The organism is Aquimarina latercula DSM 2041, from assembly GCF_000430645.1.
Taxonomy (GTDB): domain Bacteria; phylum Bacteroidota; class Bacteroidia; order Flavobacteriales; family Flavobacteriaceae; genus Aquimarina; species Aquimarina latercula.
In genome coordinates, this window is record NZ_AUMK01000004.1 from 463,259 (window position 1) to 480,414 (window position 17,156).

21 protein-coding genes are annotated in these 17,156 nt (G+C 31.6%); 12 read left to right on the plus strand and 9 right to left on the minus strand.

Annotated elements, in window-relative coordinates:
- Nucleotides 1–39: 39 nt before the first annotated feature.
- Nucleotides 40–1,455 carry a lactonase family protein gene (locus H526_RS0106100; RefSeq protein ID WP_035084600.1) on the minus strand — a complete coding sequence of 472 codons (1,416 nt, stop codon included), beginning with the start codon at nt 1,453–1,455 and terminating at the stop codon, nt 40–42.
- 561 nt (nt 1,456–2,016) lie between these two features.
- Here H526_RS0106100 and H526_RS0106105 point away from each other — a divergent pair.
- Nucleotides 2,017–2,430 (plus strand): hypothetical protein, encoded by a 414-nt coding sequence (locus tag H526_RS0106105; protein WP_027392178.1) that lies wholly within the window; start codon nt 2,017–2,019, stop codon nt 2,428–2,430.
- 90 nt (nt 2,431–2,520) lie between these two features.
- Here the strand turns inward: H526_RS0106105 and H526_RS0106110 are convergent, their stop codons facing one another.
- Nucleotides 2,521–3,324 (minus strand): lysophospholipid acyltransferase family protein, encoded by an 804-nt coding sequence (locus H526_RS0106110; protein ID WP_027392179.1) that lies wholly within the window; start codon nt 3,322–3,324, stop codon nt 2,521–2,523.
- Between the two features lie 167 nt (nt 3,325–3,491).
- Nucleotides 3,492–4,136: an NUDIX hydrolase gene (locus tag H526_RS0106115; protein ID WP_027392180.1), complete on the minus strand. Its 645-nt coding sequence runs from the start codon at nt 4,134–4,136 to the stop codon at nt 3,492–3,494.
- Between H526_RS0106115 and H526_RS0106120 the strand changes: the two genes are divergently transcribed.
- Nucleotides 4,130–4,888, plus strand: coding sequence for a peptidylprolyl isomerase (locus H526_RS0106120; protein WP_051336010.1), 759 nt, complete (start codon nt 4,130–4,132; stop codon nt 4,886–4,888). The two genes, H526_RS0106115 and H526_RS0106120, sit on opposite strands and share 7 nt — an antisense overlap.
- 49 nt (nt 4,889–4,937) lie before the next feature.
- Here H526_RS0106120 and H526_RS31695 read toward each other — a convergent pair whose 3' ends face one another.
- Together H526_RS31695 and H526_RS0106130 are read right to left on the minus strand one after the other, a co-directional pair.
- Nucleotides 4,938–5,099, minus strand: a complete 162-nt coding sequence (locus H526_RS31695) for a hypothetical protein (protein ID WP_155839632.1) — start codon at nt 5,097–5,099, stop codon at nt 4,938–4,940.
- A gap of 83 nt (nt 5,100–5,182) precedes the next feature.
- Entirely contained in the window at nt 5,183–5,896 is a 714-nt protein-coding gene (locus H526_RS0106130) for an RDD family protein (RefSeq protein WP_027392182.1), read from the minus strand.
- A gap of 36 nt (nt 5,897–5,932) precedes the next feature.
- Here H526_RS0106130 and H526_RS0106135 point away from each other — a divergent pair, with 36 nt between their 5' ends.
- The 7 genes from H526_RS0106135 to H526_RS0106165 all read left to right on the plus strand — a co-directional run bounded on the left by H526_RS0106135 (nt 5,933) and on the right by H526_RS0106165 (nt 12,774).
- Nucleotides 5,933–6,901 (plus strand): stage II sporulation protein M, encoded by a 969-nt coding sequence (locus H526_RS0106135; RefSeq protein WP_027392183.1) that lies wholly within the window; start codon nt 5,933–5,935, stop codon nt 6,899–6,901.
- Nucleotides 6,894–7,781, plus strand: a complete 888-nt coding sequence (locus tag H526_RS0106140; RefSeq protein ID WP_027392184.1) for a YciC family protein — start codon at nt 6,894–6,896, stop codon at nt 7,779–7,781. The genes H526_RS0106135 and H526_RS0106140 overlap by 8 nt, the downstream gene beginning before the upstream one ends.
- Before the next feature lies 1 nt (nt 7,782).
- Nucleotides 7,783–8,541: a DUF4129 domain-containing protein gene (locus H526_RS0106145; protein WP_027392185.1), complete on the plus strand. Its 759-nt coding sequence runs from the start codon at nt 7,783–7,785 to the stop codon at nt 8,539–8,541.
- Nucleotide 8,542: 1 nt separating this feature from the next.
- On the plus strand, nt 8,543–9,757 hold the full coding sequence (locus H526_RS0106150; RefSeq protein WP_027392186.1) for a DUF4350 domain-containing protein: 1,215 nt from the start codon (nt 8,543–8,545) through the stop codon (nt 9,755–9,757).
- Between the two features lie 48 nt (nt 9,758–9,805).
- Nucleotides 9,806–10,882, plus strand: a complete 1,077-nt coding sequence (locus H526_RS0106155) for an AAA family ATPase (protein ID WP_081415562.1) — start codon at nt 9,806–9,808, stop codon at nt 10,880–10,882.
- A gap of 5 nt (nt 10,883–10,887) precedes the next feature.
- Nucleotides 10,888–12,219, plus strand: coding sequence for a DUF58 domain-containing protein (locus H526_RS0106160; RefSeq protein ID WP_027392188.1), 1,332 nt, complete (start codon nt 10,888–10,890; stop codon nt 12,217–12,219).
- 135 nt (nt 12,220–12,354) lie between these two features.
- Nucleotides 12,355–12,774 carry a DUF2141 domain-containing protein gene (locus H526_RS0106165; protein WP_027392189.1) on the plus strand — a complete coding sequence of 140 codons (420 nt, stop codon included), beginning with the start codon at nt 12,355–12,357 and terminating at the stop codon, nt 12,772–12,774.
- Between the two features lie 86 nt (nt 12,775–12,860).
- Here the strand turns inward: H526_RS0106165 and H526_RS0106170 are convergent, their stop codons facing one another.
- Nucleotides 12,861–13,160 (minus strand): hypothetical protein, encoded by a 300-nt coding sequence (locus H526_RS0106170; protein WP_027392190.1) that lies wholly within the window; start codon nt 13,158–13,160, stop codon nt 12,861–12,863.
- 163 nt (nt 13,161–13,323) lie between these two features.
- Between H526_RS0106170 and H526_RS0106175 the strand changes: the two genes are divergently transcribed.
- On the plus strand, nt 13,324–14,274 hold the full coding sequence (locus tag H526_RS0106175; RefSeq protein ID WP_027392191.1) for a LysR family transcriptional regulator: 951 nt from the start codon (nt 13,324–13,326) through the stop codon (nt 14,272–14,274).
- Nucleotides 14,275–14,292: 18 nt separating this feature from the next.
- Here the strand turns inward: H526_RS0106175 and H526_RS0106180 are convergent, their stop codons facing one another.
- The 3 genes from H526_RS0106180 to H526_RS0106190 form a co-directional block, all read right to left on the minus strand.
- On the minus strand, nt 14,293–14,490 hold the full coding sequence (locus H526_RS0106180) for a hypothetical protein (RefSeq protein WP_027392192.1): 198 nt from the start codon (nt 14,488–14,490) through the stop codon (nt 14,293–14,295).
- Between the two features lie 132 nt (nt 14,491–14,622).
- The gene (locus H526_RS0106185) at nt 14,623–15,423 is read right to left on the minus strand and encodes a TIGR00266 family protein (protein WP_027392193.1); all 801 of its coding nucleotides are present in this window, start codon (nt 15,421–15,423) and stop codon (nt 14,623–14,625) included.
- A gap of 120 nt (nt 15,424–15,543) precedes the next feature.
- Nucleotides 15,544–16,002: a DUF4442 domain-containing protein gene (locus H526_RS0106190; protein ID WP_027392194.1), complete on the minus strand. Its 459-nt coding sequence runs from the start codon at nt 16,000–16,002 to the stop codon at nt 15,544–15,546.
- Between the two features lie 155 nt (nt 16,003–16,157).
- On the opposite strand from H526_RS0106190, the gene H526_RS0106195 reads away from it, so the two are divergent.
- Both H526_RS0106195 and H526_RS0106200 read left to right on the plus strand, forming a co-directional pair.
- On the plus strand, nt 16,158–16,610 hold the full coding sequence (locus H526_RS0106195; RefSeq protein ID WP_027392195.1) for a DUF4870 domain-containing protein: 453 nt from the start codon (nt 16,158–16,160) through the stop codon (nt 16,608–16,610).
- A gap of 7 nt (nt 16,611–16,617) precedes the next feature.
- The gene (locus tag H526_RS0106200; RefSeq protein ID WP_027392196.1) at nt 16,618–17,151 is read left to right on the plus strand and encodes a zinc metalloprotease; all 534 of its coding nucleotides are present in this window, start codon (nt 16,618–16,620) and stop codon (nt 17,149–17,151) included.
- The last annotated feature ends 5 nt before the right edge of the window (nt 17,152–17,156 follow it).

The following is a 17,156-nucleotide window of genomic DNA, read 5'->3' on the forward strand; positions in this document are numbered from 1 at the left end:
TTTGGGAAAATAATAATAAATAAAACTACAATTATTCTTCTATATCGCTACAATTCCTTGTGTATTTGTATCTGGAAGATTCCCTGACTCTTCACCTATTGGGCTAAGTGTTTGTCCATTAACCCCAAAGATTCCAATAGTACCATCTAATCCATATAACTGGTATAAGAAAGCTCCATCATCAGAAATCCACATATCAATCCATCCTTCTGTAGTTCCGAATGCAGCTCCTGGATCTGTAGTATTACCTGTAGCTCCCACACCTTGAGCAGCTGTTTGATCTAACAAGGTTACTACACCATTATTAAAGCTAAAGGATGCCAATCCAGCTTCTATAGCATTTGATACAAAAAATGTATTTTCATCTGACGTAAAATCTAACCAACAAGCGGTTCTTCCTGTGTTTCCTTCACCTGATCTAACATCTAAGTTAACATCTACAAGTTGATCTCCATCAATTCTCCACGTAGAAACAGAACCATCTTGTAAAGCTGGAAATGCTGGCGGTGCTCCATTATATTGAAATTCTCTAGCCTCAGTAACAACTGCATATAATTCTCCATCTGTTCCTCTAACAATTTGAGATCCAATTGCCGAAGGAAGGTTCCTTTGCTCTGCATTTCCTCGTAAAGTAGAAGTAGCACCATCTAATCTAGTAAGTGAACCTCCATTAATACCAAATAAAACTACTTCGTCTTGATTACCCACTGCAGTACTTCCTGTTCCTAAATTATCTGTAGCACCTACATCTAAACCAGCAGCTCCTGCATTAATAGAAGCAACGATCGCATACGCTCCACCAGGAGCAATATACACACAAGACGGTCTGTTATCTAGATTAACAGAAGCTCCAGCAGATTGAAAAGTTCCGTCATCTAATAACCAAAAAGAATCTAAAGTACCTCTATGCATTGGCTCTCCTCCATCCAAAAACTCTGAGCGCGTAATATTGGTTACTAAAACCAAACTATTTACTCCTGTCATACTTTCTGGAGCAGGATAAGAATCTATACTATTTGGACCTTGGGCAGAAGTTGTCTGAAGGACAGGATTTCCTAAAGAGAAATCATCGTTTACTGGCAATGCAGAAATTGTATTACTACCTGCATTTACTGCTAAAACAAATGCATTATCTCTTGTTTTGGTAATTGCATATGCTGAGATTAAAGGATCTAATCCTTCTCCTCCATCAAAATCACCACCATTTCCTCCTGTAGCAACGGGTCCTATCGGCGTAAGTGTCCCATCTACATTTCTACCATAAGTTACAATGGTATTAGGTCCCTGCTCTACCCCATCTACCTGTCCTTCACCATTTGTCATTGCGTATACCGCTCCTACAAAATTATTAGTTTCTTCTCCTCCATCTGGAACGAAATTATCATCATCGTTACACGAAGTGAATATTAATGTTGAGGCCAATAGTATATATAAGCTAAATTTTAGATTTTTCATTTTGTTTCTTTTTTTGAGTTTTGAGTTTATGTTTACGTCAAACTTTGCACATTGCCTTTTCATAAAACAAGACAATGATTAATTGCTTTTACACACTTTTATTCGGCCGAATACAATGCAAAATCAAGAAATGAAGTATTTTAATTTTTAAGTTTCTTGACTGATATTTGGTACGCTTTATACTTTCTGTACTTACAAGTCTAAAAGAGTCTATCGAACATAAAAAGAAAATAAAAAGGTAACAACAAAAATCGTAAAACATTAAAAATCAAATATTTAATTAAAAATAAAATATTTACACAGGAATTGTAAAACCTATAGTTTTTAAAATAACATTAACATTTATGTTAGATATCTTTAACAAATAAGTTTTCTTAGGAATGTTAGCTAGCTAACATAAGTCACTATCAATTCATCTTCAAAACATACTAATACTAGAATAAAAAAGATTTTAATACAATCAGGTATAGGCAACCCTCTTTAAATATTAAAGTTCTAAGTAGTTCTATAATTTTGCGCAACCATTTCAATTTTTCACATCTTATAAAAAAGCAAAAGACAATGAACAAACCATTCAAATTAATCGTTATCCTAATATCTTTATTATTTACAAGTGCACAGATATCTTGTGATGACACTAATAATTGTGAAGATGCTATCTGTACATTAGTACTGATTAGAATTTCGGTATCAATAACTGATCAGGATCAAAAGCCCGTTATTTTAGACTCCTATGAAGTGATTAATCTAGAGAATGGAGAAAATATTACCGTTTCATTGTCCCCAGCCGAACAAGAATTGCAACTTGGACAATACCTATTAATCGAAGATGATGTGCTCGGAGTAAATCAAGAGCAACAAATTCAGTTTAGAGGATTTATTAATGATCAGCAAGTTATTAGTAGTGACTACACAGTAAGTACTGATTGTTGTCACGTAAGCTTAGTATCAGGAGATTTAGAACTTACACTTTAAATAAAAATGAAAGCAGCTATAGTCTCAACCAATTTTGGCACTTTAGTTATTGATTCTGAACATTCAATAAATCGGAAATATTAAAATATTCTAATATTCCCATTGTCTTTTCTTGTTCAATTCTTCTTCTGCATCTAGCTCTTCTTGTGGAATTACTTTAAGAAAAGAGGAATGTTGTTCAATAGCAAATTCTAATTTGCTAACTATATCGTCTACAGTATCATTTTCGTAGTCAAATTTTAATGGTTCTTTAATAACCATTGACTGAAGAATTCCTCTTTTTTTGATTCTAATACCTTTTTTATCAAATGATCTTCTAAAACCATCAATTACTATTGGAATTACTATAGGCTTATATTGCCTAATAATATGTGCAGTCCCTTTACGAATTGGTTTAAATGGTTTAGTAGTTCCCTGCGGAAATGTAATCACCCATCCATCTTCTAAGGCTCTTTTGATATTAGTAATATCACTCATCTTTACCTGGCGATTGACATCCTGGCCTTTTTCCCTCCAAGTTCTTTCTACCGTAATAGCACCTGCATATGCTAATATCCTTGCAAGTAAACCGGCATTCATGGTTTCCTTAGCGGCTACATAATAAAGATTAAGTTTAGGTTTCCATAAATATCCAATATTTTTTATTGAATCTGTACGACCACTTAAACTAGCATTAAAAACATGAAACATGGCAACCACATCAGCGAAATAAGTCTGATGGTTAGAAACAAATAATACATTATTATCAGGAAGCTCTTTAAAAATCTCACTTCCTTCTATTTGTAACTCATTAAAGCCTCTATAACGACGATGCGTCATAGATCCCATAATTCTAATAAGCCATTTTTTTAGGAATAATATATGTCCAAAAGGATTTCTTTTAAATAATCCCATAAATAATTTTAGTTTATTAGCATCTATTATTTTCAAGCAAAAAAATTATCACTTCTGATTATTAGTTAGTTATACTTAAAACTAAATACAATTAATTAAATAATAGATAACAATTCAGTTAAATTCTTCTAAATATTAAGAAGAAAATGGGAGCCAAATATACAAAATCATCCCTCTAACGCAGATTTTATAAACATTTTAAGTTCACTAAGCATCATAGCCGTGGCACCCCAAACGATGTAACCATTTAATTCAAAGGAAGGTACTTCGATATTTTCTGCATAAGAAGTAGACAATTTTTTAGAAATTACATTGCTTTCATCTAACAATTGGGATATAGGTACTTCTATTATCTCTGCTACTTCTTCTTCTTGTTTTACGAAATTAGGTAATCCATTAGAAACTCCCATGAATGGATGCACCCAAAAATTAGATGGAGGTATATACACTTTGGTTAATTGTTTCAATACCTTGATTACATCAGAATTTACCCCTATTTCTTCTCTAGTCTCACGTAACGCAGCTTCTTCATAATTTTTATCATATTCTTCTACCTTACCACCAGGTAATGCTACCTGTCCCGAATGTACTCCTTCATACGTTGGTCGTAAAATTAATGCTAAATGTGTAATATTCCCTTTAGGATAAAAGAGCATCATAACGGCTGCATCTCTAGGATTTTTCTCCTCTATCTTAATTTTATAAAGCTCCTGTTTTCTAATTTCTGGAGCCATAATAAAATGAGAAGATTCTCCAGGCACCGACATTTTCTGTATTTTTGGTATTAATTTTTTAAATGTTTCGAATGTCATTAACCCGATTGATTTTAGTATTTGGTTTCGTTAGTCTTTTTATATTCTATAGTTGTGAAGATACACAATCTAAAAAAACTAAACAGACAGTTGTAAAAAATGAAAAAGACAATTCTGAGCAAAACACTATGAATCAGAAAGATTTACTAAAAACTACAAAAAAAGAAAAAAACAATATTTCCAAAACTATAGATAAAGAGCCATTTAAACTGACCAATACTAACATGAAAGAGTTTTTATTACAATATGGTAAAGAAAACCCAGAAACTCTTGTTCGTATTAGCACCAAATTTGGAGATATTGATATTAAACTTTATAAAGAATCCCCTATGCATCGTGCTAACTTTATTTATCTAGTTAAACAAAAATATTTTGATGAGACTTTCTTTTATCGTGTTGCCAAAGGTTTTGTTATTCAGGGTGGAAATAGTGACCGTACTCAAATGGCTCAAAAGCGTCATGATATTGGAGATTATACATTACCTCAAGAACCAATAAAAGGTCTTAAACATAACAGAGGATCAGTGGCTTTATCCAAGCAATGGGTAAACAATCCTTCTAATCGCTCTACACCTTATGAGTTTTTTATTGTAATCGCTAAAGAAGGAGCTCCTCATCTAAATGGAGAACATACAATCTTTGGGAAAGTTATAAAAGGTATGAGCGTGGCTGATGAAATCTCTAATGTTCCTGTTGATGGCAGTGAATGGCCTAAAGAAAACATATTTATCAAGGCAGAAGTAATTAGATAAATAGCTGTCTAAAAAATATATCATCTTATAGACAGCCATCATTAATAGTTTAGCAAGGATCGGCTATTGTTTCGCACTGACAAGTATTACGAGTACCTACTGCGTGTTTTACACGCTCCTTATATGGCCCCATAGGATGTGCCAACCCTCCTTTTAGCTTTGAAATAGTTTCTTTACGCAATTCTAAGTGTTTAAAACTCTTTGCTTTCATGATATTTGATTTTATGATTTATATCAATATATCAATCATCATAAAAATTTGTTACCCTAAAAAAATAGATTGATACTTCAGTTCTATTTCTGCGTATAATAATTATAATCCTCTAATACTTTAGATAAAAACTGTATTGGTTTTTCTTGCGGTGTAACCTGCATAATGCTACTCACTTTGTTAGATAATTGCAAAATAACATTATGATTTCCATTTCTTTTTGCATCTTGGTAGATGCCTTTAATTTTACGCATCTCACTATCGTCAAACACCGTTACTTGTGGATACACAGGTTTATAATCATCTGGAATATCTACTAAAATAGTTTGATGAAATCTTACCTTTTGTTTTTCACTAATTACTGTTGTTCCTGCCGCCATATCTCCTAGTCTCTGGCCAGTTCCTTTAAATAATATTGCAACTACCGCAATTCCTCCTGACGCTAATGTAATATCAATCAATCTAAGTAACCATCTTATTAAATATCCAGAAAAAGCAGGTCGAGATCCGTCTAATCTTACAACTCGTATCTTCATTGTTGCTTTTCCGGGAGTTCTCCCATCCCAAAAAGTTTCCCATAATAAAAAGTAAAGAAAGGGAGGTAAACCTATTACCATCCAGAATGCCCACTCATCAGCCATTCCCAAATCCAAAGCTGCTACAATTAAAATTACAACAATAAAATACGCGATGATTATCAACAAGTCTACTAAATATGCTAAGATTCGTTCCCCTATTCCAGCAGTATTTTGCTGTATACTCACATTTTGAGCTGTTTCTATTTGAAAATTATCCATTAATTATGTTTCTTTGAAGCTCCTAATTTTTGATCCATGCGTGAGGCGGCTTTTGTGAAGCAAAATAAAGATAAATGGTTAAAATTTGAAAGTGTTCTGCTTAATAATGCGCAAATTACTCCAGATGAACTCTCTAGTTTATATATTGAGATCACGGATCACTTAAGTTACGCAGGAACCTTTTATCCTAAAAGTCAGACATTTAACTACTTAAACGGATTAGCTTCTAACGCTCATCAAAAAATTTATAAAACTAAAAAAGAAAAAAAGAATCGATTTTATTCTTTTTGGGTTAAAGAGTTCCCTTTGGAGTTTTATAAATACCAACGACAACTGCTTATTGCCTTTTTGATTTCGGGGCTTTTTACTGCTATAGGAGTCTATTCTTCTGCAACTGATGGGGCATTTGTAAGATCAATATTAGGTGATGGTTATGTAAATATGACCCTAGAGAATATTGAAAATGGCGATCCAATGGCTGTGTATAAAAAAATGGAAGAAACCGATATGTTCCTAGGTATCACCATAAATAACATAAGAGTAGCTCTAAACTGTTTTATACTTGGTATTCTTTTAGGAATTGGAACGATCTACATGTTGATGCAAAACTTCATTATGTTAGGCTCTTTTCAATACTTTTTCTATGAAAAAGGACTTCTTTGGGAGAGTGCACGCACCATTTGGATACACGGTACTATTGAGATTTCTGTTATTATTATAGCAGGATGTGCAGGGTTGGTAATCGGTAATTCTATTTTATTCCCAAAAACCTATACCAGATTAACCTCTTTTGTAAGAGGTATTAAAGCAGGGTTAAAAATTGTAATTAGTACAGTTCCGTTTTTTATTATCGCAGGTTTTTTAGAAGGTTTTGTAACTCGACATACCGAAATGCCAGATTGGTTGGCGATTTTTATTATTGCTTTATCTTTATCATTAATTTTATTCTATTACGTAATATACCCAAGACAATTATATAAAAAATCAATTTCTACAGATGAATAATAATTACATTGAATTTAAAAAGAAAAGAGAATTAGGCGATATTCTTACAGATGTTTTTGTGTTTTTAAGAACTAATTTTAAACCTTTATTTACGGTCTTATTTAAGACAACTGGAATCGTTTTGGTTATCCTTCTTTTATCTATTGCATATTACACCCATGCAACTTCTAATTTTATGGATCCTTTTGCTCTTGGTGGAGGCGCTGGTAATTTAAACATGTTTAATTCTGGCTCTTTTTTGATATCAGCATTTGTGATGATAATAAGTATTTTAATCTTTTACGGATTAGTTTTTGGTACCGTTCTACATTACATAAAAGAATACTCGGATAATCAAGGGGTAGTATTACAACAATCGGTTATCAATGGAGTAAAAAAAGATTTAGGAAGTATCATAGGGCTTTCAATTCTTTCTAGTATTATGCTAGTAGTAGGATTCATGCTATGTGTTATTCCAGGAATATACTTGTATGTGCCTTTAAGTCTTATTTTTCCTATTTTGGTTTTTAGAAAATCTGCAGTCTTCGATACGATCAGTGAGAGTTTCGAATTAGTGAAAAATGAATGGTGGATAACATTCGCAACACTTCTTGTTATTGGATTATTATCTTATGTGATAAGTATGGTATTTTCTATTCCTGCAATTATGTACACATTTTTTAAAACCTTTACTGCTGCATCAGAAGGTAGTTTTTCTGATCCATCCAGTATGTTTGATTGGGTTTTCATTCTACTAAATACGATAGCTTCTGTTCTTCAATATATTATTATCTATCTCTTTACAGCAATTTCCACTGCTTTCATTTACTTTAATCTAAATGAAAGAAAACATCACACGGGAACATTAGAACAAATTGATTCTTTAGGTAAAACCGAATAATTTGAAACAACTAAGCTACTTTCTTCTTTTAATTATAATTATACCTTTTTCTATTTCTGCTAAGATTCAGGACAGTATATCTGTAAAACAATCTGAAGAAATCGTATACGATTTAGACTCTAGTAAAGAAATTAGAGAGTTTAGTTCCGATAAAATTAAAGAGTATCGCAATGAAGAAGATTTTAACTACACCGAGTATGAAGAACCCGATAATATTTGGACACAATTTAAACGCTGGGTAGGACAACTATGGAGTCGATTTCTACAATGGGTATTCGGTGTAGGAGAAGTAACTGGTTTCTGGGCTGTTTTATTCAAACTTTTACCTTATTTAGTCATTATAGGTGTATTGTTTTTATTAGGATGGCTATTTATGAGAGTAAACCCAAGAGATATGCTTTTTGAAAAACAAGAAGCCCCTCAAATCATACTTACAGAGGATGAAGATATCATCCAAAACCAAAATATAGAACAATTAATCCAACAAGCTTTGAAAGCTAATAACTATAGATTGGCTATCCGGTATTATTATTTATCTGTACTTAAACAATTATCCGAAAACGAATTCATAAACTGGGAGTCTCAAAAAACGAATACTGATTATTTAAAGGAACTAACTGATAATTCATTAAAAAATAAATTTCAGAATATCACAAGACTATATGACTTTATTTGGTACGGAAGTTTTGATATTAACCAAACATCGTTTGAACAAGCAGAACAAAAATTTAAATCGATTACTAATAGTATAAGATCCTAATTTGCTAACTAAAAAGACTAAAATATTCATTATTGTAATTATTGCCTTAATAGGTCTTCTTACCTTTTTAGAAGCAAGTGAACCAGAACCCATTAATTGGTTTCCTAGCTATGCTAAAACAGATAAAATTCCGCTAGGCACCTTCGTTTCTTACAATATGATTAAAGAAACTTTTGATAAGAGTACATTAAAAGATATTAATAAACCGCCTTATGAATTCTTATTAGACAATGATACGATTAGTGGAACATACTTTTTTGTAAATGGTTCTATAGATTTTGATAGCGCTGAATTGGATCGAATACTAAACTGGGTAGAAAAAGGAAATACGCTATTTGTATCTTCAAAATCTATTAGTAGTAAATTATTAGATACACTATCTATTGAATTAGATAACCTAGTATCCTTAGATGATATTTCTACGCAACCGATGGTCGAACTAGTAAATAAGAACTTAAAAGTAGAAAAACCATATCATTATGATCGCGACACCTACAATCCATATTTTAGTGAGATAGATACTACAAGCACTACGGTTCTTGGACTTACTCAATTATACAATGACACATTACAAATTAAAAACCCTAAGCTGAACTATATTAAGCAACCTTTTGGTCAAGGTGAGATACTACTACACTCTTTTCCAGAAGCTTTCGGAAACTACTTTATGTTAACTGATAACAATTATGAATATACCCAAAATTTATTGAGCTATATTGACTTTAAAAAAAATATTCTTTGGGACAATCATTACAAATCAGGAAAAACATTCTATAGCTCTCCTTTGTTTTTCTTATTACAAAATAGATACTTAAAATGGGCTTATTACATCTTACTGATTGGAGTGTTACTTTTTGTGATTTTTGAAGGAAAAAGAAAACAAAGAAGTATCCCGATTATAACACCTCTAAAAAATCAAACATTAGCTTTTACTAGAACGATTAGTGCAATGTATTTTGAGAAGGAAAAGCATAAAGAAATTGTAGAAAAACAAAATCTTCTTTTCTTAGATTATGTTCATCATGATCTAAGAATACCTACAAATACTTTGGATGAAAAAACTTTGTTAGACATTTCTGCAAGAAGTAATAATGATTTTGAAGATACCAAGGCATTGTTTACATACTTTGAGGAACTTAGTAGAAAAAGAATAATAACTAAAGAAGAATTAATTCGACTATATAATATGATTAGCGAATTTAAAAACAAATCATAACGGAAACGATATAAAACATACTCTTAAAAAGAGAAAAAACGAAATCATATGGAAAACGAAGAGTTACAAAATGATGCTCAAAAAGCTCCCGATAACACTACTCCTTCTGAGACTACTCAAGAAAGTATTATTCCAACAGAAAAAACTTCAGAAAATATAAATTTTGAGAATCGTATTGATCTTAGCGAATTACAACAAGCAGTAGAAAGACTAAAATCAGAACTAGCTAAAGTTATTATCGGACAGCAGGATTTTATTGAATTACTAATTGTATCTCTATTATCCAATGGACATGTTCTTATAGAAGGGGTCCCTGGAATTGCCAAAACAGTAACCGCTAAGTTGTTTGCAAAAACCTTAGAAACCAACTTTAATAGAATTCAATTTACTCCAGATTTAATGCCAAGTGACGTATTAGGAACTTCTGTTTTAAACATGAAAACTAGTGATTTCGAATTCAAAAAAGGGCCAATATTTTCTAACATGGTTTTAATTGATGAGATCAACCGTGCTCCTGCAAAAACTCAGGCCGCTCTATTTGAAGTAATGGAAGAACGACAAGTTACTATAGATGGTATTAGGTATATAATGGAACCACCTTTTATGGTACTAGCAACACAGAATCCAATCGAGCAAGAAGGAACATATGCTTTACCAGAGGCGCAACTAGATCGTTTTTTGTTTAAAATCAAAGTGGATTATCCGTCGTTAGAAGAAGAAGTAAATATTCTAAAAACGCATCACGAAAGAAAGACATTAAAACCATTAGAACTAGTAAATTCTGTAATGACTCCTGAAAAACTTGCAGAATACAAGAAAAAAACACAAGAAGTTATTATCGAAGAAAAAATTATAGGATATATCGCAGAAATTGTTACCAAGACTAGAACACATCCTCATCTATACCTTGGAGGTTCGCCACGTGCTTCTATAGCGGTAATGAATGCTTCCAAAGCTTTTGCTGCAATTAATGGTAGAGATTTTGTAACTCCAGAGGATATTAAAAAATCATTATATCCAGTTTTACGACACCGTATTATATTATCACCAGAACGTGAAATGGAGGGAATGACTACAGAAGATGTTATTGAAATGATTATCCAATCAGTAGAAATACCTCGTTAACTGTGATCAAATTTTACAAATCCTTATATCTAAGTTCACGAGTATTTTATATACTCGCTATACTATCGGTGCTTTTTTTAACATCTTATTGGTTCAATGTATTGTATCCAATAGCTTGGTTATTATTATGGGGATTAGTAGTTACCTTTTTATTTGATATTGTTATTTTATTTAATACAAAAAAAGGTATTGAAGCAAGTAGGTTGTTGCCTGAAAAATTTTCTAATAGTGATCTTAATGCAATACCTGTGCGAGTTAAAAGTAACTATGCGTTTACAACATTTACAGAAATAATAGATGAGATCCCTATCCAATTTCAAAAAAGAGACTTTCTAAAGACTGGAGTAATACCTCCAAAGTCAACTTTGGATTTTGAGTATTCATTAAGACCGATTAAAAGAGGAGAATATGTTTTTGGCCATCTACATGTCTACACTATGACCAAAATCAATTTAGTCAAAAAAAGATATAGTTTTGATAAATCTGCTATGGTAAAGGTGTATCCATCCTTTATACAAATGAAGAAGTATGATTTTTTAGCTATTGACAACAAATTAACTCAATTTGGGCTTAAAAAAATAAGACGTATTGGCCACACAATGGAGTTTGAACAGATTAAAGAATATGTGGTTGGTGATGATATAAGAACAATCAACTGGAAAGCAACTGCCAAGCATGGAAACCTAATGATCAATCAATTTCAGGATGAAAAATCACAACCAATATATTCTATAATTGATGAGAGTCGAGTAATGAAAATGCCTTTTAAAGAGTTAAGTTTATTAGATTATGCAGTAAACAGTACACTTGCATTTTCTAATATCGCACTTAAGAAAAATGATAAAGTAGGAATGCTTACTTTCTCCAATTCAGTTAGCAACTTTTTACCAGCAAGTAGAAAGAAAACATATATTAATAATGTATCTGAAACCTTATACAATATTAAAACACAGTTTCTAGATTCGGATTTTGGATTATTATACGCCCATGTAAAAAGACAAATCAATCATCGTAGCTTACTTTTATTCTACACCAACTTTGAACATATTTCGGCATTAAAAAGACAACTCCCTTACTTACAAGCATTAGCAAAAAAACACTTATTGGTAGTTATTTTCTTTGAAAATACGGAATTACATCAATTGATACACCAGAATGCAGAAGATATCCAAGCTATCTATGATCAAACTATCGCACAGCAATTTGCCTACGATAAAAAAATAATGGTAAAAGAACTACAAAGGCATGGCATCCAAACAGTTTTGACATCACCAGAAGACTTAACTGTAAACACCATTAATAAATATTTAGAGATCAAAGCTAGAGGGCTTTTATAATTCCTCAATCAAACACTATTTACATTTCATCCATTAAATTCTACAATTGGGTGATATACTTTATAAGAGTATCCAAGATTTATAGACTTTTGAATCATCAAAACGAAATAATAAAAATCAAAAAACTAAACTCTTATGAAAACTCTAGTATTATTTTTAGCAATGACTGCCATACACTTTGTAACTAATGCACAAGACACCAAAGGGATTACTATCACAGTAACAGTACCTAATGTATCGAGTTCTGATGGCGCCGTACTTTTTGGATTATATGATGAAGCTACTTTTATGAAAGCTGCTCCGATAAAATCAACAAAAGGCGAAATAAAAAATGGTGTAGCCACAATAACTTTTACAGATATTCCTACTGGAGAGTATGGTATCTCTTGTGTGCACGATGCCAATAATAATGAAAGAATGGATTTTGAAGAAAACGGAATGCCAAAAGAAAGTTATGGAGTATCTAACAACAATATGAGCTATGGACCACCAATGTGGAGTGATGCAAAATTTGAAGTAGGTAACGAAGATCTAGAATTAGAAATTAGGTTCTAATATAGAATAACATACTCATCAATCAAGAAAAAAGGGTTTTACTTTATAATATAAGTAAAACCCTTTTATATAATAACTACTAAATATTAATCTTCACAATTCGTTTCACTAGCATCCCTTAGTGCTTCTTCCAAATCAGCATCTTCAATAAGTGGACAATCGTCCAATGCACTCAAATATGCTATCGATGCAGCTTTTAAAGATTCGCAATTTTCTACACTAGGGTCATTTCCATATCGCTCTAGTGCAGCACTATAATTTTCAATTGCATTAATGGCGATACAACCTCCTGTAAGATCTTCTAAAATTTCCTCTTCTGAAAAAGAAGTTAATAACGCACCAATACTTAATCCCAATATCACTAAAGATTTACTTACTATTTTCATTTGTTAAATTTTTAATTATTATAAGTTTTATTGTTTAGTATGGTTAAATAGAGAGAGGTCAACATTTTCTTGAAAAAATTTCAATAGAAAAAACAAATTTTTAGTATATCATTAATAAGTTTTATCAATAGCTTTCCTATTTTTGTCATCCAAAATTAACAACATGACCATTACACAGCTACGATATGTATTAGCAGTTGCTGAACATCAAAATTTTACAAAAGCAGCAGAAAAAACGTTTGTTACTCAACCTACATTGAGTATGCAAATTCAAAAATTAGAAGAAGAACTAGCTATCCTAATATTTGACCGAAGTAAAAAGCCAATTGAGCTTACAGAAGTGGGTAAAAAACTAGTACAACAGGCTAGGAATATAGTTAATGAAAGTGAACGAATACAAGATATAGTTGATCAACAAAAAGGGTTTATTGGAGGAGAATTTAAATTAGGAGTTATACCAACGGTAATGCCTACTTTATTACCTATGTTCTTACATAATTTCATAAAAAAATATCCAAAAGTAAAACTAAAAATTGAGGAGCTAACAACTGAGGCTATTATGGAACGTTTGCAAGACGGACATCTTGATGCTGCAATTGCTGCAACTCCTTTACAGAATGAAAGTATTAAGGAGCGTGTGTTATACTATGAACCTTTTGTTGGCTATATACCTCCTAGTCATCGATTAAATAAAAAGAATAAAATAGATATATCTGATTTAGATATAGACGACATGTTATTGTTAGAAGATGGGCATTGCTTTAGAGATGGAATTGTAAACTTATGCAAAACCCAAAAGAGCTATGACGAAGATCATTTTCAGTTAGAAAGCGGAAGTTTCGAAACATTGGTTAAACTATCTAATGAAGGATTAGGAATGACACTATTACCTTACCTACATACATTGGATATCAATGATAAGGAAAAAGGAAATCTACATTTTTTTAACGAACCTTCTCCAGCTCGTGAAGTAAGCCTTATTTTTCACAAAAGTGAGTTAAAAATGCAAATTATAGAAGCACTACACAGTACAATCGCTGGTGTAGTAAAAGGAGCAATTACTTTTCAAAATGTTCAGATTATAAGCCCTATATCAAAAATAAAAAGCGACTAAAAAGTCGCTTTTATAATTTTATGATTTTAAATAAATTAAACAAGGTTCTAACTCTGGTTTGTTAAGTGCCAAAGATTGAATCCAAAGTTTTAATTCTTCAATCTCGTGCGGTAGTAATCTGTTTAGTGCTTTAATTACTTCCTTTGTAAATAGATTTACATCAAAACTAACCTTTTTCAGTACAGTCTTGGTATAATCAAACATTGCTCTCGCCATAAATTAATAGGGGTTTAAATGTTAGGTTTAATACAAGTAATTGTAGGATAATACTTACAGTTTTTAAAGTTGTTACAACTAATATAGTCAAATAAAACTAAAAAACCGTCTTTTAACCCTTATTTAACTTTACTAAAAATTGTTATCGCCATCTAAAAGATCACCTAAACCACCTAAAATACTACCTTCTCCTCTACTTTTGCCTCCTCCTCTAGGAGCTAATGCTAGCACTCTATTTGCTAACCTACTAAATGGTAAAGATTGTATATAAACCACTCCTGGACCTGTTAAGTTTGCAAAAAACAATCCTTCGCCTCCAAAAATTGTATTCTTAATACCCTTTACCATTTCTATATCATAGTTAACGCCTTTAGAAAAACCTATAATACAGCCAGTATCTATTTTCAATGTTTCTCCAACTTGTAATTCTTTTCGAGCAGTAGTGCCGCCTGCATGCACAAAAGCCATTCCATCTCCTTCTAGCTTTTGCATAATAAACCCTTCTCCTCCAAATAAGCCTCTTCCTAATTTTTTTGAAAATTCGATCCCAACAGAAACTCCCTTAGCTGCACAAAGAAATGCATCTTTCTGACAAACAAACTTACCTCCATATTCTGTAAGATCTATAGGAATAATTTTTCCTGGATATGGCGAAGCAAAACTAACTTTCTTTTTCCCCACAACTTCATTATAAAAAGCAGTCATAAAAAGACTTTCACCAGTAAGTAAGCGTTTTCCTGCTCCAAAAATCTTTCCCATAAATCCTTCATCTTTCTGGGAACCATCTCCAAAAATAGTATCCATCTTGATACCATCCTCCATCATCATAAAACTACCTGCCTCTGCAATCACTCCTTCTTGAGGGTCTAGTTCTATTTCCACATATTGCATTTCTTCTCCATAGATAGCGTAGTCAATTTCGTGTGCTGTCATATTTAATTATTTATTTTATTGATTAATGAATAGTCTCAATATATAAGTTACAGATTAACACAAAGTGTTACAGAATTTAGTATCTAATAAATAAAAATTAATAACCTTTTACACTTAAACCTACTTGGTTTTTAATCTAATTGTCCATTCAAAATTAAATGTAGAGACTTCAATACCCTGTTTATTTGTCCCTATAGATTTCATCCATATAGTTTGTCCTTCTCCGGTTTCTATTGTTTTCTGAATCGCCTCTTTAATCAAATGCCCATCACTACATATAAATGTGATTCTACCAGTAGCTTTTTTTGTAAAAGTAGCATTATTATTTGCTACTAACATCGATATTTTTTTGCCGCTTTCCTTAATCTGACCAGAAACCATAGCACCTGTACTCATCTCTGCAGCCATACCCTGTACTGCCCAAAACATAGAATTAAAAGGGTTTTGATTCATCCATCTATGCTTAACGCTAACAGTACAACTAGACTCACTAATTTGTTTTACACGAACACCACAGAGCCAAGCAGAGGGTAACTTAAACATTGTGAAGGTGTTAATTTTTCCTGGTGTAATCTTCATAATATGATATTTAATTGTTCTAAAATATTGAAAAAGAATGGACATACAAAATCGCTTTAAATCATAAAATTATGTTAAAATATGGTACTATGTTTTGCATAATACCTTCTTTTAACCATATATTTGTATAAGAAACTATTATATACTTTTAAAAAATGTCAACTAACAACCATAATAACATCGCAACATTTATGCACTTAGGAGTGTTCACTAAGTACTTTATTCCATTCGGTAATTTTATTGTTCCCATACTTTTATGGACTACCAATAAAGAAAAATCCGATTTTATAGACGAACACGGAAAAGAAGCAATCAATTTTCAGTTAAGTATTTTATTATACACTGTTATTTTAGGAATGATATCCTTTCCATTTTTTATGTTCAACATACTTGGAGATGCTTCTTTGTTCGATATTTTTAATCATAATGGATTAGATCTTCACTTTTCTAGTGATGGTGGATTTAGAACATTAATAGGCGCTTCTTTTGTAGGAGTTATTGCTTTAATTGGTTTCTTTTTAGAAATCATTTTTATCATCTCTGCTGCAATTAAAGGAAATAAAGGTGAGCGATATAAATATCCATTAACAATACGCTTTATAAAGTAATTTTAACATGAACTCATCAATCAATATAAAATATGTTTTAATTACAGCTATAGCTGTGGTATCCTCCTTCTTTTTTCATGAGTTGGCCCACTTCATCACTGGGAAACTTTTAGGATATGAAATGGGAATGACACTTAACTCTGCATTCCTGAAGGAAGGAGAATATCAATATAGTTGGCATCAACAATTAGTAAGTGCTGCAGGTCCATTATTTACAATAATTCAGGCTTTTGTCATTTTCTATTTTATAAAAAAAACAAATAATGAGTATTGGTATCCATTTTTATTCTTTGCTTTTTACTCTAGAGTATTAGCTATGATAATATCTATTTTTAATCCTAATGATGAAGCTAGAATTAGTGCTTGGTTAGGTCTAGGATATTGGATTTTACCATTATTAGTAAGTTTTACATTACTCATATTAGTAATTAAAACATCAAAAGAGCAGAGATACAATTTAAAATTTAACTTAATCAATTATCTTTTATCAACTGTATTTATTGCAGGGGTTGTATTCTCTGATCAATATTTATTTAAATAATAATC